21 protein-coding genes and 1 pseudogene are annotated in these 26549 nt (G+C 43.4%); 2 read left to right on the top strand and 20 right to left on the bottom strand.

The features are described 5' to 3' along the window. From EUAN_RS12470 to EUAN_RS11310, 4 genes and pseudogenes are all read right to left on the bottom strand, one after another. A pseudogene (locus EUAN_RS12470) lies at positions 1-122 on the bottom strand (glutamate formimidoyltransferase); the annotation flags it as partial. Positions 123-637: 515 nt separating this feature from the next. Next, positions 638-2293, bottom strand: coding sequence for a PucR family transcriptional regulator (locus EUAN_RS11320; RefSeq protein WP_071064581.1), 1656 nt, complete (start codon positions 2291-2293; stop codon positions 638-640). A gap of 128 nt (positions 2294-2421) precedes the next feature. Beyond that, complete coding sequence (locus EUAN_RS11315) at positions 2422-3063, bottom strand: cyclodeaminase/cyclohydrolase family protein (RefSeq protein ID WP_071064579.1); 642 nt, start codon at positions 3061-3063, stop codon at positions 2422-2424. Between the two features lie 145 nt (positions 3064-3208). Continuing rightward, positions 3209-5680, bottom strand: coding sequence for a diguanylate cyclase (locus EUAN_RS11310; RefSeq protein ID WP_169817385.1), 2472 nt, complete (start codon positions 5678-5680; stop codon positions 3209-3211). Positions 5681-5845: 165 nt separating this feature from the next. Here EUAN_RS11310 and EUAN_RS11305 point away from each other — a divergent pair, with 165 nt between their 5' ends. Continuing rightward, complete coding sequence (locus EUAN_RS11305) at positions 5846-7771, top strand: transporter substrate-binding domain-containing protein (protein ID WP_071064575.1); 1926 nt, start codon at positions 5846-5848, stop codon at positions 7769-7771. Between the two features lie 2 nt (positions 7772-7773). Next, positions 7774-9135, top strand: a complete 1362-nt coding sequence (locus EUAN_RS11300) for a sigma-54-dependent transcriptional regulator (protein ID WP_071064573.1) — start codon at positions 7774-7776, stop codon at positions 9133-9135. Positions 9136-9160: 25 nt separating this feature from the next. On the opposite strand, the gene EUAN_RS11295 is transcribed toward EUAN_RS11300, so the two are convergent. From EUAN_RS11295 to EUAN_RS11215, 16 genes are all read right to left on the bottom strand, one after another. Next, positions 9161-11323, bottom strand: coding sequence for a diguanylate cyclase (locus EUAN_RS11295; protein WP_071064571.1), 2163 nt, complete (start codon positions 11321-11323; stop codon positions 9161-9163). Positions 11324-11348: 25 nt separating this feature from the next. Continuing rightward, entirely contained in the window at positions 11349-12551 is a 1203-nt protein-coding gene (locus tag EUAN_RS11290; RefSeq protein ID WP_071064569.1) for an ABC transporter substrate-binding protein, read from the bottom strand. 112 nt (positions 12552-12663) lie between these two features. Continuing rightward, positions 12664-13104 carry an MOSC domain-containing protein gene (locus tag EUAN_RS11285; protein WP_071064567.1) on the bottom strand — a complete coding sequence of 147 codons (441 nt, stop codon included), beginning with the start codon at positions 13102-13104 and terminating at the stop codon, positions 12664-12666. 27 nt (positions 13105-13131) lie between these two features. Further along, positions 13132-13599, bottom strand: a complete 468-nt coding sequence (moaC, locus tag EUAN_RS11280; RefSeq protein WP_071064565.1) for a cyclic pyranopterin monophosphate synthase MoaC — start codon at positions 13597-13599, stop codon at positions 13132-13134. Positions 13600-13601: 2 nt separating this feature from the next. Next, a complete protein-coding gene (gene moaA, locus EUAN_RS11275) occupies positions 13602-14558 on the bottom strand; it encodes a GTP 3',8-cyclase MoaA (RefSeq protein WP_071064563.1) in 957 nt (318 codons plus the stop codon). Between the two features lie 19 nt (positions 14559-14577). Beyond that, positions 14578-16464: a molybdopterin biosynthesis protein gene (locus EUAN_RS11270; protein WP_071064561.1), complete on the bottom strand. Its 1887-nt coding sequence runs from the start codon at positions 16462-16464 to the stop codon at positions 14578-14580. Between the two features lie 11 nt (positions 16465-16475). Then, the gene (locus EUAN_RS11265; RefSeq protein WP_071064559.1) at positions 16476-17702 is read right to left on the bottom strand and encodes a molybdopterin molybdotransferase MoeA; all 1227 of its coding nucleotides are present in this window, start codon (positions 17700-17702) and stop codon (positions 16476-16478) included. Between the two features lies 1 nt (position 17703). After that, positions 17704-18324, bottom strand: a complete 621-nt coding sequence (locus EUAN_RS11260) for an ABC transporter ATP-binding protein (RefSeq protein ID WP_071064557.1) — start codon at positions 18322-18324, stop codon at positions 17704-17706. Between the two features lies 1 nt (position 18325). Next, positions 18326-19015 carry an ABC transporter permease gene (locus EUAN_RS11255; RefSeq protein ID WP_071064555.1) on the bottom strand — a complete coding sequence of 230 codons (690 nt, stop codon included), beginning with the start codon at positions 19013-19015 and terminating at the stop codon, positions 18326-18328. Between the two features lie 62 nt (positions 19016-19077). Next, a complete protein-coding gene (locus EUAN_RS11250) occupies positions 19078-19971 on the bottom strand; it encodes an ABC transporter substrate-binding protein (RefSeq protein ID WP_071064553.1) in 894 nt (297 codons plus the stop codon). A gap of 20 nt (positions 19972-19991) precedes the next feature. Next, positions 19992-21377, bottom strand: coding sequence for a formate dehydrogenase accessory sulfurtransferase FdhD (fdhD, locus tag EUAN_RS12375; protein WP_084655915.1), 1386 nt, complete (start codon positions 21375-21377; stop codon positions 19992-19994). Then, positions 21364-21858 (bottom strand): MogA/MoaB family molybdenum cofactor biosynthesis protein, encoded by a 495-nt coding sequence (locus EUAN_RS11240; RefSeq protein ID WP_071064551.1) that lies wholly within the window; start codon positions 21856-21858, stop codon positions 21364-21366. The genes fdhD and EUAN_RS11240 overlap by 14 nt, the downstream gene beginning before the upstream one ends. 2 nt (positions 21859-21860) lie before the next feature. Further along, on the bottom strand, positions 21861-22373 hold the full coding sequence (locus EUAN_RS11235; protein ID WP_071064549.1) for a ferritin-like domain-containing protein: 513 nt from the start codon (positions 22371-22373) through the stop codon (positions 21861-21863). An 11-nt stretch (positions 22374-22384) separates the two neighbouring features. Beyond that, positions 22385-25063, bottom strand: coding sequence for a formate dehydrogenase subunit alpha (fdhF, locus tag EUAN_RS12370; protein ID WP_084655914.1), 2679 nt, complete (start codon positions 25061-25063; stop codon positions 22385-22387). Positions 25064-25158: 95 nt separating this feature from the next. Beyond that, positions 25159-26085, bottom strand: a complete 927-nt coding sequence (locus EUAN_RS11220) for an NADH-quinone oxidoreductase subunit G (protein ID WP_071064543.1) — start codon at positions 26083-26085, stop codon at positions 25159-25161. Between the two features lie 39 nt (positions 26086-26124). Continuing rightward, positions 26125-26549 (bottom strand): DUF362 domain-containing protein (locus EUAN_RS11215; protein ID WP_143000723.1); only part of this gene is annotated, 425 nt, incomplete at its 5' end.

The raw sequence follows: 26549 nt of genomic DNA, 5'->3' as shown, positions 1-26549 counted from the left end.
ACGCTTACAAGCTTAACTCCTTCGATTCCTTTTAGTTCTCCTGTTACAGCTTCTATAACGTCTTCTCTTCTTCCATCACTGAAGTTAGGTACAGCTAGGATATACTTCTTTTGATCTGCCATTTATTGTTCCTCCTCGTTTTGTATGTAGCTTTCTGCTCATTAGATACTTACCTTTAAAACATGTTTGCAAACATTTTTTTATAACTCTTCTTAATCATATAATACCATATGCCGCCTTTTGCGCGCTTTGTAATATGTACACAAAAACTTTCGTTTCAGGCTCGTCTTTTTACATATTTATCCACCATTCGGTCGCCTTACATTTTGTATACACATTTTTTAATATCTCACACTCGCATTATATCATTAAATCCATTGAATTTAAAGTCCTAGCCTGTGCATATAGCTTGAAAATGCCAATGTAGTAAATTCAATTCTATAATTTTTTTGTATATGAAATCGTTTTTCATATAAACCATTCAGTTGTGCACTCCCTACAAGTTAAGTGATTTTATATAATTCTATTTTCTTGCTTTCAATTATGGTATGTTTTCTTAAATATTCACTGTAGGGATTGTGACTCCCATGACTTTACGCTTAAGAGATATTTCTTCAGCTGCTGTACTCATGTCGGACTAGAGTCCCAGTATTTTCTTTATTTTAAGTGAAACCTCTAAGTTAAGTCTGTCATTTGAATCTTCTAGATCCATGTTGGTTATCTCTTTTATTCTCTGAACTCTGTAGAGTATCGTATTGTAGTGAGTAAATAGATTGTCTGACATCTTTTTTAAATTTCCGTTACTTTCAAAGTAAGCTTCCAGTGTTTTTACAAGCTCAGTAGACTTTTTCTTGTCATAGTCATCTAACACCTTTAAAGTGGTTTCGTAAAACCTGGCAAGCTCATCTTCGAGATGGTCTTGGCAGAGAATTTTGTATATTCCGAGCTCGTCAAACTGGGTGACTGTATTTTCGTTTAGTATTTTCCCTGTATTTATAGCTTTTACTGAATCTACATAGCTGTTGTTGAAGCTCTCTATCCCAGAGTATACCCTTCCAACTCCAATCTTTATATCCAATTCATCATACTTTAGTGTCAACGACTCCACCTTGGACATAAAATCTAGAACCTCTTTCTCTCCCTCGTTGTCTGCATAAGAAAGCAGTATTATTATCTTTTCTATCTTGCTTCCTATGATGCCTTTAAGCTTGTAGTTGTCCAGCTTTCTCTCTATCTGCTCATATATTTTTGACACGTACTGCTGTATCGAAGCCATGTCTATGCTGTTCTCTTCGTCTTTCATCTTGAGCTTTATGCTTATGGCCATGTAGTTTTCGTCTTCTTTTAAGTTAAAGAACGACAGTCTCTCAATAGCCTTCTCTTTCCGCTTTTCATCTAGGGAAATTAAATCCTCTATAAACTCCGACTTGTACCTGTTTTCCACTTCTCTTACAGAGATGGCTTTTAGAACTTCTAGGGCTATTGTAGTAGACGCGATTTCAAGCACACTCATCTCATATCCGCCTAGAGAAGAGTTTACGCCCCAGGCCATTATATGTCCATAGACGCTGTCTTTTGCTATTATCGGGATTATAAGTCTATCTATATATTTGCCGTTTATTATTTCTGCCGTCTCATATATCTTTCTCTCGGTGTTTTTGTCTGAAGCCTGATAGAACTTTTCTGCATTATGCTTTATATCTTCCTTTAGCTTGGAGTCCAAGTCTTCAAACTTCTCTATTATCTTGTTCGGGAATTCAAGTTTAAGCATAACAGGGTTCTTTATATTTACACTGGTGAGTTCTGTTATATCGACTATGTCCAGTCTATTGAGCATAGCATCCATAAACTGTTCGTATATCTTCTCTATTTTCTTCAGAAGGTAGGACTGCTTGTTGAAAATCTCGTTTACTATAGGCGTCATTATGTCAGATAGCGATATCTCCTGATCTATCTCTATTATAGGAAATCCTATTTCATCGGCTAAGCCTATTACCTCTCTAGGCATAGCTTCTAGATAAGGCTTTATCTTGACTCCGAGTCCTGCTAGTCCCTGTTTTTTGGCTTCCATTATCAGCTTTACCTGCTCTTCTGTGCTGACTTTGTTCAGCGAATATCCTGTTGTAAGCAGAAACTCTCCTCCTCCAACCCAGCTCATTATATCCGGGTCGGCCATGACATTTACATTTGAGATTATATTGCTCATGCCTTTACTGCCTGCTATAAGCTTGCTGTTCTTCATGCAGTCCATCTTTAGGGACTCTTCTACTGTTATACCGTTTTGTCTTGCCATAAAATCTACCCCTAACAATTAGGATTTTTGTTTCTGTTCTATTTTATCAGAAAAATAGGTGCTAAAGACTAGAAAATAAAAAGACATCGGAGAATTCTCCGATGTCTTTTTGCTTTTGTATTAATCTATTAAACTAGTGCTGCGTATACTATTTTAACAGTCTCGTCTCTAAGAGCTTTAGCCTCTTCAACAAGCTTAGCACACTCTGCTCTCTTCTCTGAAACGTAAGCTGCGTCGTCTACGTCTCCAAGGTTTATAAGCACGTTGAAAGCTGCTCCCTCAACTCCTGCGCAAGCTAGAAGTGCTCCAACTCCTGCGTCAGTTATAGCGTTTTGGTTTCCGTAAAGTGCAAGACCTTTTTGAAGCTTAAGAACTTCTAGAGCAGTTTTTGTAGCGTCTAGAGGTACTTCTATAGCTTTCTTTATTCCAGCTTGCATAGCCTCTTTTCTAGCTGCTTTTTCTTCGTCAGTCTCTTTTGGCATTTTCATAGCTGCCATGAAATCGTTGAATGCGTTAGTGTCTGCATCTATAAGATCGTTTAGCTTCTCTATAAGTGGCTTAGTAGCTGCTAGGTTTCCGTCTACTATAGCTTTTTGCTCGTCAGTTAGAGCCTCGTACTTCTTCTTTCCTATTGTAAGCTCTCCAACCATTGAAGTAAGAGCCGCTCCTAGTGAAGCTCCTAGAGCTGCAACGCTTCCGCCTCCTGGTGCTGGTTCATTACTAGCTACTTGTGCAACAAAATCTTTTACTGTCTTATCTACTAATAACATCTTTATTCCTCCTTGATTTATGTAATAATTTTAAAATTGAAATCCTCATTGTCAAGGATAGTCTAACATATTCTCTTCACAAAGTCTATGTATATTATTCATAATATTTTTCAGACCGGGGAAGGTCTCTAAACCTTCCCCCTGTCTAGTTTGAGAGCTGCTTCAGTATTTCAGGGTCAAATTGAGTTCCTGCATTTTTATCTAGCTCTTCCATGACCTCATCTCTGCTTTTAATCCCCCCGTTGTAGTGCTTCTCCTCTGTCATAGCTATATATGCCTCTACTACGTAGATTATCCTAGATATCATAGGTATGTCCTGCCCTGATTTCCCCTTTGGATAACCTCTGCCATCCCATCTTTCATGATGGTTTAGAACATAGTCTGCTATGTCTGAATATTCAGGAGTAGAGGAGAGTATCCTGTACCCCAGTTCAGGATGTCTTTTCACAGACTTCCACTCCTCGTCTGTAAGCTTTCCTATCTTCTTAAGCACCTCTAAGTCGAGGGCTATCTCGCCTATATTCCTAAATCTATATGCTTTTTCTAGGGTTTGTCTCTCTTTATCTCCAAGCTCCATATCGCTTCCCAGCTTTTCAAGTAGCTTTATCTCGCTTTCTCCCAGTTTTTTCTTAACTATCCCAATGCTCTCCGCCCTTTGGACTATGCGCTCCACAGTCTTCTTCCTCATCTCAGGGCTTTCGTAGAGCTTCTTCTTGTACATAAGCTCGTCGGCCTTCTTAAGCACATCTTCCATGGGAACTCCAGACTTGTTCTTTGTAGCCCAGCCGAAAGAAACAGAAACCACGAGCTCTTCCACGCGCTCTTCGCTTAATCCAGCTTTTATTCTGTCAACTATATTAGACACTTCACTTTCCTCTGTCTTGGGCAGGATTATGGCAAATTCATCGCCACCCATCCTGGATATTATGTCGTCCTTCCTGCACTCCCTCTTTATATTCTCTGCAACTCTGGATATCAGCTCATCACCCACAGTATGTCCAAATATATCGTTGGCCAGCTTCAGCCCGTTTATATCTGCATAGAGAAGTGTCAGAGGGTAGTTGCGCTCCGAGTCCAGCCTTTTGAGTTCTTCTTCAAAAAACCTTCTGTTGTATAGCCCTGTCATGGCATCGTAGAAGCTCAAGAACTCTATCTTCCTCTGCCTTTCCTTCATATCTGTTATGTCTTTCGCTATGCCTTCTGTTCCATAAGTCTCTCCCAGCTCGTTCTTTAGGAGAATTTCTGTCACCTCTATATATCTTTTTCTTCCGTCTTTACGCGAAACTTCCAGCTCGTATACGGTTGAGTCCGTGTCTGTACAGTCTTCCTCTACTTCTATTTTTTCTATCTTTTGACCTCCCTTGAAATCTATGTTTCCACCCAGAAGCTCTTCTTCTGTGTAGCCTAGCATTTCTTTCACCGAAGGACTGACGTAGTTGAGCCTGCCTTCTTTGTCTAATATATATATAAAGTAATCTCTGCTTAAGTTCTCAACTAGCTTTCTGTACTTGTCTTCTGAAGCCCTAAGGAGTCTCTCTTTGTCCTCTATGGACTTTCTGGCTATCCTTTCAATGTCGTTTGCAGCTTCTATCAGCTCTCTATTTTTAAACTTGTAGAAGAGGCCAGTCTCCTCTTTTTCTTCCGCTATATTTCGGATCCTCTCGCTGAGCTCCATAAATGGGTCTACAAACCTCTTCTTGAGCAACCTGTTTTGAAGCAGCCCTACAGCTATTGCACAGAGAGTTATCGTGATGGCCGTCACACCGGCAGTTTCCAGTATAGGGCAGAGCACTTCCTCAGAGTCTATAGCCGTTACAGAGTAGAAGTTTGTTCCGTCTATCCTTCTGTAATGGGCCCAGTACTCCTTGCCCTCTAGCTCGTAGTCGAATTCCCCTTCATCTCCGCTTATATCTTCTGGTCTAAGCCCACCTACGACACTGACTAGATCTTCTCCTAGGAATCGGTTCTTTCCATTGACCATTATTATCCTCTTGTCGTTTATTATATAGCTTCTCTGAGTTTCGTACTTGTACGAAGATTTTAAAGTTTCGGAAAGTCTCTCGTTAGAGATATCCATGCCTATTACTCCTAAGACTTCCCCTGATTCATCTAAAATCGCCCTTGAAGTCGAGAAAAGCCATTCCCCTGAATTTGAATCTGTATAGGAAATCCTGACGCTTCTGTCCTTTTCCTGTGATGCAGCTTTATACCATGGTCTCACCCGTGGGTCAAACCCCTCTTTCAGCTCATATCCTCCTATGATCATAGTCCCATCTCTGTAGCCAGAGAAGACGTGTGTTACATTTTTATACATATGCTTGACCATGTCGTACAGTTCCAGGGCTTCGCTCTTGCTCGGCTCGCCTCCGTCTATCACATCTATTACAGTTCTGTTTCCTGCAAGCTCTTCAAGAACTGCGTCCGTCTCTTCAAACATAGACTCCATGTATCCATTTATTCTGCTGTTTTCACGCTCTATCGAACCTCTGGCGTCAGCTATATCTCTGTCAAACCGTGGCTTTATAAGTATAGCTGTAAAAAGCACCATTATGAAAAAAAAGAGCAGCAAGCCCCAGTAAAAAACCTCTCTCCTTATGGACCTTTTCTTTTCGCTCATGGCTTTCTCCCCTATTTTAAATTTAAGCTCTATTTTATATTTATACCCTTTTATAATCATATTATGTATTCTAGTATAAATTGACTTCAATAGTTTGAGTCTTAAGCCAAGTTGCGGTATCATTATCTATATAAATTGTAAAGTCAGAACCAACAGGAGGTTAATTTGAAAAAAATCGTAATTTTTGTCTTTATAGCCTTTGTGCTTTCTTTTAACACTGTCTACTCAGAACCTCTGTCCCTTAAAATAGGAGGCGATCTGTACTATCCACCCTACGAGTATCTAGATGAAAACGGTGTTTACAAGGGCTTCAATGTAGACATAACAAATGCAATCTCTCTAGAGCTTGGGATAGACATCTCGCTTGAGCCTCTGGAGTGGAATATCGCAATGGAAAAGCTGCGAAACGGCGAGCTAGACGCTCTTCAGGGAGCTCTACAGTCCGAATCTAGAATGGAGTACCTCGACTTTTCGGAAGAGTTCCTTGAGAACTCCCAAGTTATATTTGTACGCTCTGACAACCAGTTTATAAAGGAACTCGATGACTTAAACGGTCTTGACGTGGCGATACAAGAAGATGACATAGCCTACGAAAGCGTATCTCTTATAGAAGGCATCTCTCTTCATAAGTTCAAGTCTCAGAACGAGGGTATCGAGGCCCTTTTAGATGGAAAAGTGGAAGCATTTGTAGGCGACCGGCTCACAGGCTTGTACTTTATACAGAAAAACAAGTACTTCGACAAGATAAAAATATCTGGGGAGGTTATGAAAACCAGTCCCTATGCTTTTGCCGTGTCAAAGGGAGATGAAGAAACGCTCAAGCTCATAAACAGGGGCATCTCCAAGATAAAGAGCAATGGAACATACCATAAGATATACAAGAAGTGGTTCGGTGAGGAGATTGCAGACATAGGAAAGTGGAAGAACCTGTTCTACTTGGCCATCGCTTTTCTGCTTGCTGTATGTGCCTTTATGCTCTTGACCATAAAGTTGAACAGAATTCTAAAGCGGGAAGTCTGCAAGCGAACTGAACAGCTTCGGGCTGGCAAATTAGACCTTGCCAAGGAAAACAGGCTGAAGGGCAAAATCATAGAAAATGTAGCTACCGGCATAATAGCTTTCGATGCACACGGCAGAATAACAAGTATAAATGAGTTCGCAAAAAAATCGCTTGGACTTGAGATCTCTAAAGGCGATTCATTCAGCGAAATACCGCTATTCCATGGTAAAGACTTTTCTTCGGTAAAGACTTCCGTGCTCGAGAGCCCTATCGAAGAGGAAATACTGCTTAAGACTGAATCTGGCTCTGAAAAAGTCTTGGTCTACAAGCTGCTTCCAATCTCGGATAAAAATCAGTCCGATGGGCTCTTGTTCTGCCTGTTTGACTTAACTGAGGAGCGAAATTTGAACAGGATTATAGCTCACTCCGACAAAATGCAGTCGCTTGGAGTTCTCTCAGCCGCTATAGCTCACGAAATAAGGAATCCTCTAACCTCTATAAAGATGTTTGTAGACATGGTGCCTCTCAAAGGTGAAGATAGCGATTTTCTAAGCAAGTTCTCCAAGATAGTTCCATCCGAAATAAACAGATTAAACGAGCTTACCTCTGTTCTGCTTGACTACTCCAAGCCATCTAGCTCGAATCCGATTGAAGTCGCCTTGAGCGATGTAGTCGAATCTGTGCTTCTCTTGGCAAAGCCGTATTTCAAGAAAAGGCAGATAGCTATTTCAAAGAACTTCAAGGAAATAGTATTCTGGGCCGATCCGTCGCAACTCAAGCAGATACTCTTGAACATACTTCTAAACAGCGTAGACGCGATTGAAGACAGTGGCTCAATAGCGATTTCTGCAAGCGAAACTGTAGACAGAGTTTACATCTCCATAGAGGACAGTGGTCATGGAATAGAGGAGCGAGTTCTTCCCAAGATATTCGATCCATTCTACACTTCCAAAAAATGTGGCCATGGCATTGGGCTTCCGATAACCAAGAACTTGGTAAGCGAGAATTCCGGCAGCATAGATATAGAAACCGAATTAGGAAAAGGCACCACAGTCAGGCTGTCTTTTCCGAAAAAAAGCAAGGGGGATTAAATTTGAACAGTATATTGGTAATAGACGATGAACCTTCGATTTTGACAGCTCTAGAGCTAGCGCTAGAGGACAGCTTCAACATATACACCTCGCCAACTGTTCCTGAAGGTCTAAGCCTACTTAAGTCTAAAAGCATAGACCTGGTGCTTCTAGATCAGTACCTGGGGGAATACGATGGGCTTGACGTACTCAAGTCCATAAAGAGGGATTTTCCAGAAGTCATGGTTATAGCCATGACTGCCCATGGAACTATAGACTCCTCCGTTAAGTCTATTCAGATGGGAGCTTATTACTATATAACAAAGCCCCTCGACATAACAGGGCTGAAGATTCTGATAAAAAAGGCCCTCGACTACAGAAGCCTGTCTTATGAAGTCGAGTCTTTAAAGCAAAAAATCGAAACTCCTGACCAGCCTTTTAAAATAGTGGCTGCCAGCAAAAAAATGGATGAAGTTTTCAGCATGATAGAAAAAATAAAAGACCTGGACATCAACGTGCTGATCACAGGTGAAAGCGGAACTGGGAAAGACTTGGTAGCCAAGGGGATACACTACTCCAGCAAGAGATGCTCTAGCCCTTTAGAGATAATAAACTGCGCGGCTATTCCCAACAACCTGCTCGAGTCGGAGCTTTTCGGATACGAAAGAGGCGCCTTCACAGGAGCTGAGCACAAGTACAACGGGAAGATAGCTCTGGCTAATGGTGGCACCTTGTTTCTAGACGAAATCGGGGAGATGGATATAAGTCTTCAGGCCAAGCTTCTGAGGGTAATTCAAGAAAAGAAAGTCACTCCTCTTGGAAGCGAGGTCTCTATCCCTGTCGACTTTAGGCTTATAGCTGCCACGAACAGAGATCTCTCTGAGCTTGTAGAAAGCGGCGCTTTCAGAGAAGACCTGTTTTTCAGGCTTAACGTAGTCAGCATAGAAGTCCCTCCTCTGAGGGACAGAAAAGAGGATATCCCTCTACTTTCATCCTTTTTTATAAAGAAGTACGGCGAGAAGTTTAAAAAACATATAAATGGAATGTCTTCCGAAGCCATAGCCATACTCGAAAACTACGAATATCCTGGCAATGTGAGGGAGCTTGAAAACATAGTGGAGCGGGCTGTAGCTCTGTCTTCCTCGGATATAATAACAGTCTCCGACCTTCCAGGCCGTATCCTAGAGGGGCTGGACCTTAAAAAAAGCAACGACTGGATTCCTGTATCTCTTGGAAAAACACTCGACGAAGTCGTGAAGGAGTATATCGTTGCCACATACGAGTACTGTGGCCGAAACAAACGAAGCACAGCCAAAGTCCTCTCCATCAGCGAGCGGAACCTTTACAACAAGTTAAACGAATATGGGCTGAATAGCCTAAAATAATAGAGTCCCTGGATATCCAGGGACTCTATTTAAATTCCACTCTGTTTCTGCCGTTCCGCTTGGCTTTATATAGAGCCGCGTCGGCCCTTGCCACTATGGTATTCTTCGTGTCTGGCATCTCGAACTCTGTCACTCCGAAGCTGCATGTGACTTTATCCACCTTCTCGAACTTATGGCTTTCTACGGCCATTCTTATCTTCTCTGCCGCTGAGATTGCACCGTCCAGCCCAGTGTCAGGACATATGACTATAAACTCCTCTCCTCCCCATCTTCCAAGTGTGTCTGTCTTTCTCAGTCCATCTCTTATAATCTTTGAAAGCTCTAGAAGCGCATTATCTCCAGCACTGTGCCCATATGTGTCGTTTATTTCCTTGAAATTATCTATGTCAAACAGTATTACCGAGAAAGGTATCCTGTTTCTAGATGACTTCACTATTTCATACTCCAGCACCTCGTCCGTCTTCAGCCTGTTGTATAGCTGGGTAAGCCTGTCTGTCTCTGAGAGTCTCTTCAGCTCTTTGTTCGACTTTTTAAGCTTGTCCTCTATGTCCTTCTTTTCAAGTGCATCTGTAAACACATTCGCTATTACTTTTAAAAGAGATGCCTCCTTGGAGCTCCATCTCCTCTCTGAACACATCATTGCAAGACCTAGAAGCCCTTCCACATTGCCTCCTGGAGCTATGGGCACGCCCATAAACGACTTCATTTGAAATTTCGTCAGGAATTCGCGCTCTGACTTGGCTTCTTCAGGCAATTCCTCTAGACTGTTTATAACTATTATACTGCGGTCTTTCGCTATATCCCTAAAACATGGACATTCGCTCTCATCCATCTTTTCTCGGTGAGCATGCGGTGCTCTGTCCCCACACCAGTCCAGCGTGTCAATATATATATCGCTCTCCGCTTTTCTACAGATGTATGTTCTCTCTGATCCAAAAAACTCACTCACAGCTTTCAACATAGATCGTATCTTTTCATCTATGTTCTTACCGTCTACGCTTATGAAGTCCGCCGAGATATCCGCTATAAGCTCTTGGAACTTGGCGTCATACTTCATCTCTCTCTCCATTTCTTTTCTGTACGTTATATCCGACATCACAGCCACAAGACCCTCTACCTCTCCTGAGTCTGAAACTATAGAGGCCTTGTTCACAATCACGTCTTTAACCCCGTATATGGTGTTGAAAACTCCCTCGTAACTCTGAGATTTAGGGCTTGCGAGTATCTGCCTCTCTTTCTCGAAGACAGGAACCGCATATGACTCTTCCATCAAGTCGAAGATCGTCTTTCCAACTATCTCTTCTTTCGACTTGCCCAGAAGCTCTGCAAAGGCCGAATTACATCCAAGGTATTTCCCAGAGCTGTCTTTGTAGAATACAGGAGTGGGGATAGTGTCTATGACCACACTTAGCATTCGCTTGCTCTCTGTAAGCTCTTTCGTTCTCAAGTTAACCAAGCTCTCCAGATTTTCCTGTGTTTGTTTAAGGCTCTGAGCCATGTGGTTGAAAGCGCTCCTCATATGCTCTATCTCTAGTATCTGAGATTCCTCTCTCCCCACTTCAAATTTACCGTCGCTTATGCTGCTCATATCTTGCTCTAGCTTCTTTATCGGGTTTACTACAATTTCATTCAAGCGTATGTTCAGTATAAGTATAAGCACCAAAGTCTTTATGGCGAGCAGAAGAAGGATTATGCCCGTAGTGTGCCTGCTGTACTCTTTCAGTGGGGCTACGTCGTAGTAAAGCCTTATATAGCCAAAGTTTTCCTCTCCCAGCACTATGCCGGACGTATATACTGCAAGCTCTCTTCCATCTATGCTATCAAGCTTGAAGCTGGCTTCTCTCTTCAGCTCATTTGGATCTATCGTCTTATCCTGGTTGAAGTCCTCCCCGGAAAACGAGAGCTTCTCTCTGTTTATAGAGTAGACCTCTCCTAGCAGTATTCCCTCGTTTGCGGTGAATTCCTCTATCGTAGATTCAATAGCCTCGTCTTGTCCTGAAAATATCTCGTTTGCCAGGACCTCTTTCTTCTGTTCTAGCAAGGTATCTAGAAAATAGTTTATTTGACTTAGCTCCCTCTTCTGCGAATATCCGTTTAGATTGAGTATAAGCACGAAAAATATAGTAGCAAGCAAAATGCTTATGATTATAATTAAACTATTTATCCTGTTGCTTAAAGTTTTCTTCACTTATACCCCTCTTTCTATATCTCCATTATTTTACTACTTCTCTTTTTCCGTTTTTAAACTCTGTTATTATCATCTTTTTCCCTAATGGATCTCCGTTTTGGTTGAAACTGTATACTCCAGTTACTCCTTTGAAGTTGTCTGTGCTGCTGATCTCTCTCTTCACAGCTTCTCCGTCTAGGGACTTTGACCGCCTTATGGCTTCTCCAATTATCATGGTGGCATCGTATGAAAGCGCCACAGATTCTCCATCCACTGCGGATTTTTTGAACTCTTGAACATACTTGGCCTTGAACTCTCTGCTCTCCTTTGAATCCACATCTTCATGCCAATGGGTTGCAGACCTAAGTCCATTTACTGCTGGTCCCCCAAAGTTATATGCAGTACTCTCAATTCCGTCTCCGCTTAAAAACCTTGCGTCGAGCTCTAAGTCCCTAGCTTTTCTGACTATAAGCCCTACGTCTTTTGTATATCCAGCAATGAAAATCAGGTCCGGCTTAGCCTCTTTTGCCTTTAAGACAATATCCGAGTACTCTATGTCCTTCGACTTGTAATCTCCTACCCAGACTACTTCACCTCCGAGCGCTTCGTAATTATCTTTAAAATATCTCGAGAGTTCCAGGCTGTAGTCTTCATCCACCATTCTGAGCACTACTGCTTTGCTCGTTCCCATGGTGTCTATCGCATGCTTTGCAAGCTCTGCTCCTTGGTATTCGTCTGTATAGCATGCCCTGAATATGTAATCCCCTATCCTTGTAACGTCCTTGTGTGTAGCCAAGTGGGTTATGGTTGGAATCTTGTTTTCCTGAAGCACAGGCGCTGCCGAAAGAGCGTATGAACTCCTCTCTGGCCCAATGACACCAGCGACTTTTCGCTCTACTGCTTTTTTTGCTGCGTCTCTAGATCCAAGCTGAGTCCCCCTGTTGTCGAAAGTCACGATACTGAAGTCCTTTCCCAGCGCTCCCCCCTCTGAGTTCAGCTTTTCAACTGCAAGCTCTGCCCCTAGCAACGCTCCATTGTCTTTAGCTGAAGTAACTCCGCTCAGTGTCAGTATAATCCCCAGCTCGATCTTGTCCCCCTCTTTTTTATCGCTTGGCTTTGCTGAACCCTCTTCTGCCTCCACTCTTTTTTTAATCTCATAGCCGTTTTTTATCTGAGAGTAGAGCTCAAAAGATGTCATTGAAAGAGCCAGCAAAAGTCCGATCAGCACTTTCATCTGTAATTTGCTCATCTTAATCCCCCAAAGTCAAATTTCACTATTTAGATGCTTTTATCGATATAATAATACCATAACTGCATACATAGTACTAGACTAAAGTCCCATCGATATTAAATAGAGCCCCCTATTCAGGAAGCTCTACCTCTATAGTGTCGTCTTTTCTTATTTTCCCGCCTACTAAAACTCTTGTGAAGATTCCTTCGTTAGGCATTACACATTTCCCTACAGTCCTGCCTATATTGCACATAGTATGGCACTCTTTCCCGATCTGCGTAACTTCCTGAACAGTCTCTCCTATCCTGAGCACTGTGCCCACTGGAAGCTTGTGAAGCTCTACACCTTCCGTTGTTATGTTCTCACCAAAGGCCCCTATCGGAAGATCCTTTATCCCCATCTCCTCCATCCTGTGGTAGCTCTCTATGGCGAGTAAACTTACCTGCCTATGCCATTTCCCTGCATGGGCATCATTCTCCAGCCCGAAATCCTCTACAAATATCCCTTCACCTATAGGCTCTTTTGCTATTCCCTTCTTGTCGCTTCTGTTTATATCCAATACTCTAGCCAAGACTGATTCCTCCTCTTATTTAAAAATCTACTCTCTTGTGAAATCTCCTGATTTGCCGCCTGTCTTTTTCAAAAGCCTCACGTACTCTATAGTCATTCCCTTGTCTACGCTCTTGCACATGTCGTATATGGTGAGTGCCGCTACAGACACTCCTGTAAGAGCCTCGATTTCAACTCCTGTCTTTCCCACAGTCTTGACTTCAGACACTATATAGACTCCGTTTTCCTTGACTTGGAATTTTATATCAGCACCTGTAAGAAATATATTGTGGCACATGGGAATAAGGTCACTTGTTTTTTTCACTCCCATTATTCCAGCTACCTGCGCTACCGAGAGCACATCGCCTTTCTTTATCTTGCCTTCGTTCAGCTTTTCCAGAGTCTCCTGGTTCATGCTTATAAAGCCCTCCGCTATGGCCACCCTCTTTGTCTCGTCTTTATCTGTAACCTCTACCATGCGGGCTCTTCCCTCGCTGTTGAAATGTGTAAATTCCATCTTTACCCTCCTATCTTGGACATGCTCTTTTCCACATACTGTCCATCCTCTAGATGGTGCTCTTCCGGCTTTCGCCCTATGCTCTCTTCCAGCACCTCTCTTAGCTTCTTCCTGTCATCTAGATACGGCTTTAGATCTATCTCCTCGTCTGAGTGGAGGCAGAGCTTTATCTTGCCTTTAGACGTCAGCCTTATCCTGTTGCAGTCACTGCAGAACTTGCATGTTATGGGCTCTATTATGCCTACCTTACCCTTTCCTCCCGGAAGCTTGTAGTACTTCGCCGGCGAAGATACATCCTCTCTCTCCACAGGATATAGCTCTGGGACGCTCTCCAGTATTATATCTGCGCTCACAGAGTGTGCGTCTTTCATCTTCAGCGCTTCACCTATAGGCATAAGCTCTATAAACCTTACATCTATGTCGTCGTTTCTGGTTAGCTCCACAAAGTCCGGAATTTCCTCCACGTTGAAGCCACCTATAAGCACTACGTTCAGCTTTACAGGAGTTAGACCCACCTGCTTGGCTTTTTCTATGCCTCGCTTTACTTTCTCCAAGTCTCCAACTCTCGTTATCTCTCTGTATTTTTCAGAGTCAAGTGTGTCCAGGCTTATGTTGACTCTTGTAAGTCCCGCCTTTTTAAGATCCTCTGCATAGTCTTCAAGCATTATGCCGTTAGTTGTAAGGGCTATCTCCTCTATGCCCTCTATGGATGAAAGGCTCTCTATAAACTTGACCAAGTCCTTCTTGACCAGCGGCTCTCCGCCTGTAACTCTCACTTTCTTCACTCCAAGCTCGGCAGCTATTTCAGCTATCCTGTGGAATTCTTCAAATGAAAGTATGTCTTCATGCTCCACTTTTTCTATCCCGGAGGCAGGCATGCAGTATCTGCACCTCAAATTGCACAAATCCGTTATAGATATTCTGAGATAGTTTATATCTCTTCCAAATGAATCCTTCATCTTCTCACCTTTTCTCGTATTAGTTGACTTCTACTACTTCTCCTGCTCTGTCTGTTTTATATCCTGGAATTTCCGCAACTCTCTTTTTGAACTCCTCTGAGCGCAGTATCTCTATAAACTTTTCAATCTCAGCTTCTTTCAAGCTGTCTGTATATACTAAAAAGTCGTACTCTTCGTCTGCCAGCTCCACAAAGTCAAGCCCAAGCGCATATGCAGCAGAGGCTATCCCGAGCCCCACATCAGCATTTCCTGATTTTACAGCCTGGGCTATGTCCATATGCGTGTTGTACTCAAGGTCATAGCCATCTATAGCTTCCGTGTCTACACCTTCTCTTGATATATGGTAGTCAAGGAGTATCCTGGTTCCAGACCCTCTCTGCCTGTTTACAAAGACTATGTCTCCTCTTGAGAGGTCTTTAACCGACTGTATCTGCTTTGGGTTTCCCTTTGGAACTATAAAGCCCTGTACACGCTGCACTCCCTTAATAAGGCTCATGCCTCCTCCTGGGAAGTATTTTTTTACGTAGGAAATATTGTATTCCCCTGTACTTTCATCTAGGAGGTGAATTGGCGCCACATGCGACTCTTTCTTTTTCATCGAGATTATCCCACCTAAGCTTCCTGTATGGGCTGAAGATACTCTCATCATATCTCCCAATATGTCCATCACCATGTCATGGCTCCCTATAGACACCAGCGTGTCCTCTATTTCATCGTATGGCTTAAGCAGCTGTACGCTTATCTTGTCTCCCGATTCTATGCCTTCCACTTCTCTCGGCACTATTCCTATTCCGTCTGCCTTTACAAGGCTCATGGTAGCTCCGGCCCCACCCGATATAGGCGTGGCTATCAGCTTTCCGTTTACAACACCTAAACTCACTCTTATAAGCTCTTTGTGCTTGAGTGAAGAGTAGACCCTCTTGGAGAGAATCGCCTCGACTTGACTTGGCTTCTTCCTCTTTCCCGAGTAGTCAAGCAGTATGGGCTTTACAAAAGTCTCAAAGGCTATATAGGAAGACACCGGGTAGCCTGGCAGACCCACTACGGCCTTGTTTCGTATTATCCCAAGTATTGTAGGCTTCCCTGGCTTCACTGCGATTCCATGCACCACGACTTCCCCAAGCTCTTCTATTATCGACTTTGTGTAGTCTTTAGTGCCTGCCGAGGACCCTGCATTTATAATAAGTATATCGCTTCTATCTACCTCTGTCGATATCTTTTCCTTCAAGAGCTCGTACTCGTCTCTTACAGGGTCTATCCTGTGCGGCTCGCCGCCGTACTCTCTGACCAGGCCTGCAAACATTAGCGAATTCGAGTCCGTTATCTCGCCTTCTATGTCTGTAGTCGCAGACTTGACTATCTCGCTCCCAGTTGGGACTATGCCCACTACAGGCTTCTTGTACACTTCAATTTCTTCTATCCCCCCGGCTGCCAGGGCCCCCAGGTCTATTGCCCTTATCTCGTGATTAGATGGTATTATCATCTCTGTCACGACTATATCTTCCCCTATATTCCTTATATACTGCCACGGATGACTTGACTTGTTTATCTTGACTCTTCCGTCTCCGCATTCAATTACATCTTCTATCATTATGACCGAGTCAAAACCCTCTAGGATTGGATTGCCTGTGTTTACATACACGAAGTCTTCGCCCTCTTTTAGCTCTACCGGCCTGACCTCGCTGGCCCCTTCCGTGTCCTTGGACCTTACAAGTATGCCGTCCATGGCCGCAGAGTTGTAGTGAGGGGAGGATTTCTTGGCGTATACAGCTACAGCGGTGACCCTTCCGTGAGACTCCTCCAAGGGAACCGACTCCGACTGACTCTCTATGCGAAGGCGATCTCTGTACATGATTATAGCTAGCTCGTCCTCTATATTGTCTATATACACATTCCTCTTTTTCATTTGCTCAACTCCTAAAAGTATTTTACTTTTCTTCTGTCTCCACTGTAAACCCCTTCTTCATGAGGCTCTATCTCTATATACCCGTCAGACTTCGAGAGGAGTGTTATCATGCCAGACTTCCCGAATACAGGCGCAGCACGTAGCTCCCCATTTTCCTCGTACACAGACACCATCTGGTAAGTTCTCTTGCCTGAAGAAGAAGGAAAGTTGGAGTCCATCACGCAGTACGCTGACTTCTCTTTCTCTATAGTTCCGTTTATCTGATTCATGGCCTCTTTTACAAATATGTTGAACAGGAGTATAGAGGACGATGGATGCCCTGGAAGTCCGAATACCATCTTGTCTCCAGCCATCCCCACTATAGTGGGCTTGCCTGGCTTCACTGCCACGCCGTGTATAAATACGCCTTCTCCTCCAAATGAGTTTATGACGTCGTGCGTATAGTCCTTAGCACCTACCGAAGAACCCCCGGAGATTATGGCTATGTCTGAGTTCGCCAGCGACTCCGCCACTTCCCTCTTTAGAAGCTCAAACTCGTCTTTCACAATGACCTTTCTCTCCACTTCGCCGCCTAGCTCTTCGACTCTAGAGGCGAGCACATATCCATTTATATCCCTTATCTTTCCGGTCTCGAACGGCTCGTCTATGTCTACTATTTCATCTCCCGTGGATATTATGGAGATTCTGAGCTTTCTGTGCACCTTCACTTTCGAAATCCCCTGGGTCGCGAGCACCCCTATGTCATGGGATGTCAGTCGCTTCCCCTTGGGCAGCACTACTTCCCCTTCTCTGATGTCATCGCCTTTTAGTATCACGTTCTGTCCCTTTGAAACAGCCTTGTATACCATTATGTTTTCTTCGTCTAGCTTCTCGGCGTTCTCTATCATCACTACAGAGTCTGCACCTTCCGGAATCATGCCTCCTGTCGGTACATAAGACGTCTGTCCTCTAGATATGGCTTTACTTGGAGCTGAGCCCATCTCCACCTCTTCCACCAGCATAAGCATGCTGGGTATAGTGCTGCTCGCTCCGTGGCTGTCTCTGCTGTCCACTGCATATCCGTCTACTGTGGACCTGTTGAATCCAGGTATGTTTTCACGTGAAACTACATCTTCTGATAGTATCCTCCCTCTGCACTCGGATATCCCGACTTCTTCCGACTCAAGTGCGTATCCTTTGAGCCTTGAAGCTATCGCCGATTGTCCATCTTCCACACTTACCGCTTTAAAGAAATCCATGCTATAAACCCTCCTTCATGTATACTAGACTGTCTCCTAGCCTTTCAGCTTGCTCCTTGCTATGAGTAATCATTATTATATTGGCGCCCGTCTCTTTGTACTCCAGTACGATTTCTTCCATGAAACCCAGCGACCTCTCGTCTATGCTGGCCGTATATTCGTCTAGCAGCAAGAGCTTTGGAGAGAATATGAGTGCTCTTCCAAGAGAAACTCTCTGCATCTCCCCTCCAGATAAAGATCGTCCGTTTTGATCTCTAAGCTCTTTAAGCTGCAATTTCTCTATATAGAATTCCACTTTCTCCTCTATTTCGCGCTTGCTGTATTTTCTAAGTCTCAGGGGATATGCCAGATTTTCATAGACAGATCGATTCAGTATATAGGGTTTTTGGCTTACAAGCGTTATGTCCTGCATCTTCTCTTTGCTTAAGGCTTCGCCATCGTAAGCTATGCTGCCTTCGTAGTCTTCGTCTAGCCCTGCTATTATGTTGAAAAGCGTGGACTTTCCTATCCCGTTTCTCCCCATAAGCACATTTATTCTTCCCGATTTAAACTCCATGTCCCTGAGTTCAAACAGTATTCTCTTGTTGAATTGTTTTTTTAAATTCTCTATATATACGTCCATACTATTCCTCCGTGTTGTAGCTGTAGACCACTGAGTTCACTCCGAAAGACAGGACTAGAAGCACTATCCCAAGCGCTATGGCCATTGGGTACTCGCCCATTGAGTTGAACATAGTTATGGACGTGGTTATAACTCTTGTATAACCCTTTATGTTGCCTCCCACTATCATAACTGCCCCTACTTCCGAGATAGCCCTAGAAAAAGCAGTTATCACGTTTATCATAAGCTGGGGCCTCAGCTCCGAAATAATCAATTTGACTATGTCGAAGTTCCCCCCTCCTAGAGTTGTACCCGTGTTCTTTATTCTCTTTCCACTGTTTCTCGCCAAGCTGTATGAAAGCCCGACTTGAAGCGGCGTCAGCAGCACCGTCTGGGCTATTATCATTGCATTTACTGTATACATCAGCTTCAAATCTCCTAGCGGCCCCCTTCTGGCAAGCACTATGGCCACGATAAGCCCCACTATTACAGATGGCACGCTCATTCCAGTGTATATAAGTCTAGAAATATGTCTTCTTCCCTTCAGCTCTCTTATTCCTAAGTAGAGGCCTATAGGTATTGAGTAGAGCGAGGACAGCACAGTGGCCATTCCAGACACCAGGAGAGATCTCCCGACTACTGAATAGACCTCTCTGTCAAAGCTTGTCAGAAGCGCTATAGCCTCTTTTATTCCCATAAGTATATAGTCCATTTCAGCTCTCCTCTCTCTATTATATCCTATGTAAAGAATAAAAGCCCCTAGGGGCTTTTATTCTATTTAGCGTTAGGTACAAACAGCGGCTCGCCGAATTCCTCTACGCCATATTCTCCTATGAGCTTCTGAGCTTCTTCTGAAAGTATCCAGTCCATGAACGCCTTCGCTCCAGCTTCATTTATCTCTGCATTGTCTTCTCTCTCTGGATTTACAGGTATTACACCGTACTGGTTGAACAGATTCTTATCTCCTTCAACAAGCACATCTAGGTCAAGAGTGTCTTTTAAGCTAAGATAAGTCGCTCTGTCTGTTATAGTGTATGCCTGCTTCTCGCTAGCTATCTTCAGTACATCTGCCATTCCCGCTCCAGCTGAAACGTACCACTCTCCCTGTGGAGATATGCCTGTTTCTTCCCAAAGCTTAAGCTCTTTTTTGTGAGTTCCAGAGTCGTCTCCTCTAGATACAAAAGTGCTGCCTGAATTGCTTATGTTCTTAAGCGCCGACTGTATGTCAGAACCTGAAGTCTCTTTAAGCTTAAGTGCATCTTCTTTTGGCCCAACTAGCACAAAGTCGTTGTACATTACGTCGTGTCTCTCTGTACCGTATCCATCTGCCACAAACTTCTCTTCGTCAGCCTTGGCGTGTACTAGTAGTACGTCTGCCTCGCCGTTTTGACCCATTTCAAGCGCTGCCCCTGTTCCAACAGCTACAGTCTTTACAGTTGCCCCTGTCTTCTCTTCGAATACAGGAAGCAGGTAGTCTAGTAGACCGCTGTCCTGAGTGCTTGTAGTTGTTGAAAGTATTATCTCTCCTAGCTCCTGTTTTTCATCAGAAGAAGTCTCTGTTGACTCTTTCGACGTGTCTTCAGCTGGCTCGCTATTTCCGCATCCAACTAACGCTGTAATAGAAAGCATTAGAACCATCAGAAGTGCCAATAAACTTTTCTTTTTCATCCTTATTCCTCCTTTTTGCTTTATAGCTGAATATACCTGTCTATATTTGTGTATATATTCATCTTCTGGCCTCTAGCAAAACCTACTACCGTTATGCCAAGGTCCTCTGCTATCTCTATGGCAAGCTGTGTAGGAGCCGACTTCGACACTATGGCCGGTATCCCTCTTTTAGCTATCTTGATCATTATCTCCGAAGATATCCTGCCAGTGGTTACGACCACCTTGTCATCGAACTCGATATCCTTCATAACAGCTTCCCCTATTATCTTGTCGAGTGCGTTATGCCTTCCTATGTCGTCTGCAAAGACTGCGATATCTTCCCCATCGGATAACGCACAGCTGTGAACACCACCTGTTTCCAAAAAAGTCTCTGAGTACCTGTTGAACTTTCTCATAAGGTCTTTCATCGAATCTACATCCAACTTGAAATCCTGGTCCACTTTCTTTGACTTGAAAGAGTCCACCACGCTGTAGAACACTGTGCCTTTACCGCATCCAGACGTAAGCGTCCTTTTGCCGTATAGCTTCTCCATAAGATTGGACTTCTTCACTGTCTCTACATATCCAGTCCCTTTTTCTTCGTCTATCTCTAGTTTCTCTATATCCTGTTTTCCGTCTATAAGGCCCTCCGAAATCAGGAATCCAACTAGCAGATAGTCCAGTGACTGCTTTGTGCACAAGAGCGTCAGAAATTCCTTGCCATTCAAGAAAACAGTAAACGGATATTCTGTTATTATGCTGTCTTCTTCAACTGCGCTGTCGTCATATCTTATCTTAAGCACATCTCTCTTTGAAACTACCTTCATGACGGTATCTCTCCTTTGCTCTAAATAGCCGTGCAAGTCCTCTTGGGTATTTAGATTTAAAAATATATCTCTACCTGATTGAACCTCATGTAAGTCTATAAACTCAACTTTGGCCTCGCTCATAAGAGCTCTTATAGCCAGCTTGTCATGCTTGAGCAGTTCTTCAACCCTGTCTGCAAGCGCTACAGAGTAGAATCCATTGAACGGCTCTATGCGTCCGTCTCTTCTGACTACCGATATCTCTGGAGCTTCTCTCTTCACTATATCCATCATCCACTTTATAAATGGGATGTCTATCTCCGGCATATCACATGCCAGCAGGTATATATACTCTGAACTCGACCTCTTAAGCGATGCATGAATGCCGCTGAGTGGTCCTTTTTGAAAGTATATGTCCTGTACTGTTATTATATTTAAACTTTCATAATATTCTGGATTGTTTGTGACTACTATGATCTCATTGAAAATCGTCTTGAGTTTTTCTATGTTCTTCTTTACAAGGCTTTCTCCGTCTATCTCTAGAAACTCCTTGTTGAATCCCATCCTACTGCTTTTTCCTCCTGCTAAGATGACAGCTGTTCCAAATTTATTTTCTCCCACACTCAGATGTCCTCTCTAGCATTATTTCAACTCCATGCTCCACGGAGTCTATTATATACTCGAGTATTTCTCTCACCGCTTTCTGACTCCCAGGAAGGTTGACTATAAGCGTCCTGTTCTGCCTTATCCCGGCGGTTCCTCTTGACAGCATACCTCTAGGAGTTATACCGAGGCTATGGTATCTCATAGCCTCAGGTATCCCAGGAGTAGGTCTGTCTATAACTCTATTGGTGGCCTCTGGTGTTATGTCTCTTGGACTAAACCCCGTTCCGCCTGTTGTGAGTATCAGCTCTATTTTGTGTTCGTCTGACATGCGGATCATCTCTTCTGAAAGCAGCTCTATTTCGTCTGGAAGTATAACCTGTCTTTCAACTGTATACCCTCTAGACTCTACTATCTCTCTTATGACAGCTCCGCTTAAGTCTTCTCTTTCACCTCTAGAACCTTTATCACTAGATGTTATTATTCCCACTCTTATCATTTTTAGCCCCCCCAAGGAAGGTTTATATATTCTTCTCTTTTTCTCTCATACTCTGATTTGAATATCTCTTCATGGGCGTCTTCCCATTTGGCAAGCGTCTCGAAGAGTTTCTTTATCTCAGGGTTTTCAGATGACTCCGCAGAGTGCCTGTAGAACTCGGCAAAGTCCTTCTCTATAAGATAGGCCATTCTGAGCACAGTCAAGTCTGGCACATCCGACTCTATAACTGTGGTGTCTATATGGTCTGCCTTTTCCCTAGCTTCAAAGATCGAAGTCTCTTTTCTGTTCAGAAACTCGTCGTCTAGTTGAAACTCGTCTGTTTCGAGGTATCTCTCGAGCTGCTTTTTTATATACTCGTAGTGGTCCATCTCTACTTCAGCGAACCTCTCGAAAAGCTCTTTTGTTATAGGGCTCTTGAAGACTTTTGACTTCTCTTTAAAGAAGTTATGTCCGTCAAGCTCCATCTGCATAGCATATTTCATGATCTGAACGTACTTCTGGTTTTTAGAACTCATACTCTCAGCTCCTATTTTGCTATTTTTTCAATCTTAACAGCGGCTACCTTGAGCTCCGGTATTTTGGCGATGTCGTCTCTCTCAGTGTTTGTAAGCATGTTGGCTGCACCTTTAGCGAAGTGGAAAGGCATGAACACTACATTGTCTTCGACTATGTCTGTGACTTTGGCCTTGGTCTCTATCTCCCCACGTCTTGAAGACACTTTCACCATCTCGCCGTCTTCTATTCCAAGCTTGCTTGCCTCTACAGCCGCTATCTCTATATAGGATTCAGGTGACTTCTTGTTAAGTCCATCTACCCTTCCTGTCATAGTTCTAGTGTGGTAGTGGTAAAGCACTCTTCCAGTAGTCAGAAGATATGGATACTCCTCGTTTACTATCTCTGCACTGTCCACTTGGTGAACTGGCATAAACAGCCCCTTGCCTCTGGCCATGGCCGCGCTGTGAAGGTACTTTGTTCCAGGATGATTTGTAGTAGGACATGGCCACTGTATGCCATTCTCCTCTATCCTGTCATAGTTTATTCCAGCATAAGAAGGCGTCAACGATGCTATCTCGTCCATTATCTGTGAAGGATGTCTGTACTTCTTCTCTATTCCAAGCTTGTTGAGTATCTCCATGAAGATCAGCCAGTCTGGCTTAGTTCCCTCTATCGGCTCCACAGCTTTTCTGATTCTTTGAACCTTTCTCTCTGTGTTGCTGAAAGTTCCATCTTTCTCAGCAAAAGATGCAGCTGGAAGCACTACGTCTGCTAGCTCTGCAGTCTCAGTCATAAAGATGTCCTGAACTACTAGGAAATCTAGATGCTCAAGCGCATGCTTTACGTGGTTTATATCTGGGTCCGACACCATTGGGTTCTCTCCGAATACGTACAGCATCTTGATGTTGCCGTGAGCCGCTTCGTCCATCATCTCAGAGAGCGTAAGCCCTACCTTGGATGAAAGTTTTACTCCCCAAGACTGTTCAAACTTGGATATAACCTCTGGTCTTATTACCTTCTGGTATCCTGGAAGATCTGCTGGGAGTCCTCCCATGTCACAGGCTCCTTGAACGTTGTTCTGGCCTCTAAGTGGGTTTATTCCAGCTGACTCTTTTCCTATATTACCTGTCACAAGCGCCAGGTTTGAAAGACTCATAACTCCATGAGTTCCCGTTCTGTGCTGAGTTATACCCATTGTGTAGTAGATACCTGCTTTTTCACCTTCGGCATATAGCTTTGCAGCTTTGACTATGTCCTCTGGATCTACTCCGCATATCTCTCCTACGTACTCTGGAGTGTATTTCTCAACAGCTTCCACTAGGTCCTCGAAGCCCTCAGTTCTCTCGTCTATATAGGCCTTGTCTTGAAGGTTGTTTTTGAGGATTACGTGTATCATACCGTTTGAAAGTGCGATATTCGTACCAGGCTTTATCTGAAGGTATACGTCAGCTAGCTCAGCTAGCTCTATTCTTCTAGGGTCTGCCACTATAAGCTTCGCGCCTTTTTTCTTGGCTCTCTTCATATAAGTCGCTATTACAGGGTGATTCTCTGTAGTGTTAGAACCTGTTACAAACATTACATCAGTGTTCTCTATCTCTTTTATGCTATTTGTCATAGCTCCGCTTCCCAGTGTAGTTGCAAGACCTGCAACTGTAGAAGCATGTCAGAGACGTGCGCAGTGGTCTATATTGTTTGTCCCGATTCCAGCTCTGAATATCTTCTGGAAAAGGTAGTTCTCCTCGTTTGTACACCTAGCAGAAGTGAATCCTCCCATAGAGTCTGGTCCGTAGTTCTCTTTTATTTCCTTTATCTTAGATGCTATAAGTGCATAAGCCTGATCCCAGCTAGCTTCTACAAGCACTCCGTCTTTCCTGATAAGCGGAGTTCTAAGTCTGTCAGGGTGATCTATGAACTTATATCCAAACTTTCCTTTAACGCAGAGAAGTCCGTCGTTAGGCTCTGCCATAGCTGGCTTTACCTCTATAACCTTGTTTCCCTTTGTAACTAGGTCCATCTGGCAACCTACTCCACAGTAAGAGCAAGTAGTTCTAGTCTTTTTAGTCTCCCATATTCTGGCTTTTTCCTTTGTCTTAGGCATAAGCGCTCCTACTGGGCAAACTGACACACAGTTTCCACATGAAACGCAAGTAGATTGCTCTATACCAAGTTCAAAAGGCGTTCCAACGTGAGTCTTGAAGCCTCTTTCGTTCATGTCTATCGCAGACGTACATTGAAGCTGCTTACATACGTTTACACACTTTCCGCACAGAATACATTTCTTAGGGTCATAGTAGTAGAATGGATTTGTGTTGTCTATCCTAAGATCTCTCTTCTCCCCTATATAAGTTCCTGTTTCTACTCCGTACTCGTAGCAATAGTCCTGAAGGTCACATTCACCAGATTTAGCACAGTTTAGACAGTCTTTAGTGTGGTTGGAGTAAAGAAGGTCCAGTATGTCCTTTCTAGCATTCATAACTTTCTTGCTGTGTGTCTGTAAATTCAGCCCTTCGTACACTTTAAGCGAGCACGAAGTCATAAGGGTTTGCTTTCCCTCAACCTCAACTACACACAGTCTACATGCCGCATGAGCCTCAAGTCTCTCATCGTGGCATAGGGTAGGAATATCGATGCCGATATTCCTACATGCTTCAAGTACTGTGATGCCCTCTTCTACCATACATTCATTTCCGTTGATCATTATCTTTATCACAGTATCACCTCTAATTTTCAATCCATAGTCTCAATCCAAAATTTTATTCAGTTTTCAAGTTTCAGTTCTAAATAAATTTTTAAATTTAAATGCCTCTACTTGTTTAGCTTTTTAAGAACCTCTGTAAGTCCCATAGCCTCTTCCCAGCTAGTCTCTACAAACTTTCCGTCTTCCTTCTTGTAAGGAGTCTCTGGGCTGTCTAGGTACATGAACTCTGTAGCCATTCTTCCCTTCAGGCAAAGCGGTCTTCCTACTATAGGCTTCTCCGCTCTTACAGCTACATTCTCTCCAGCCTTGTCAGCTAGGACTTCAAAATTACATCCATATTCACATACTTTACACTGGATATGCTGCGACTCTCCATCCCAAACTCTAGTCTTTCCAAGCATTCTCTTGTCTACAAGCGCTCCTACTGGGCAAACTGATACGCATCTGTTGCAAGATACACATGAAGACTCCTCTAGGCTAAGGTCTGCATCTGCAACTATCTTAGTGTCGAATCCTCTGTTTGCAAAAGAAAGCACCTGTCTGTCGCTCACCTCGTAGCAAGTTCTAACGCATTTTCCGCATAGGATACATTTGCTGTCGTCTTTTAGTATATATGGGCTTGAAGTGTCTACTAGCTCTCCACCTCTTCTAGCTCCATCGTGGTCTCTGAAAGTAACTCCATATCTGTAAGAGTACTCCTGAAGCAGACACTCTCCAGCTTTCTGACAAGTAAGACAGTCGTTTGGATGGTTGTCTAACAGTAGTCTCAATATGTCTTTTCTAGCTTGAACTACTTTCTTAGTTTCAGTGTTTACTACCATTCCATCTTGAACTGCTATAGAGCAAGATGTCTGAAGCTTAGGATTTCCCTCAACTTCAACTACACAAAGTCTACATGCCGAAACTACCTCTAGGTTCGGGTCATAGCAAAGTGCCGGTATATTTATTCCCAATTCTTCTGCTGCTTTTATAATAGTATAGTCTTCAGGTACAGTCACCTTTTGACCATCTATAGTAAGAGTTACATTTCTCATTTTATGCCTCCTCAGTCCTATTTTCCCTAACAACTTTTACTATCTCTTTATAACTGCTCCTACTGGGCAGACTTCCATACAGTTTCCGCACTTGATACATGCCTCTGTATCTATAACGTGCTTCTCTTTCACTTTACCTTCTATACAGCTCACTGGGCAGTTTCTAGCACATTTCGTACATCCTATACAATCGTCTGTTATGTGGTACTCTAGAAGGTCCTGACATACTCCTGCTGGACATTTCTTGTCTACAACGTGTGCTATATACTCGTCTCTGAAACGCTTCATAGTCGAAAGAACAGGGTTTGGAGCAGTTTGTCCCAGTCCGCAAAGCGATGCCGACTTGATAGTCTCTGCAAGGCTCTCTAGTCTGTCCAGGTCTTCCATCTCTCCGTTTCCGCTAGTTATCTTCTCTAGAAGCTCCAGCATTCTCTTTGTACCCTCTCTACAAGGTGTACACTTTC

The organism is Andreesenia angusta, assembly GCF_001855385.1.
GTDB lineage: Bacteria > Bacillota > Clostridia > Tissierellales > Gottschalkiaceae > Andreesenia > Andreesenia angusta.
Note: the sequence above shows the minus strand (reverse complement) of the source record. Positions and strands in the feature narration are given on the sequence as shown.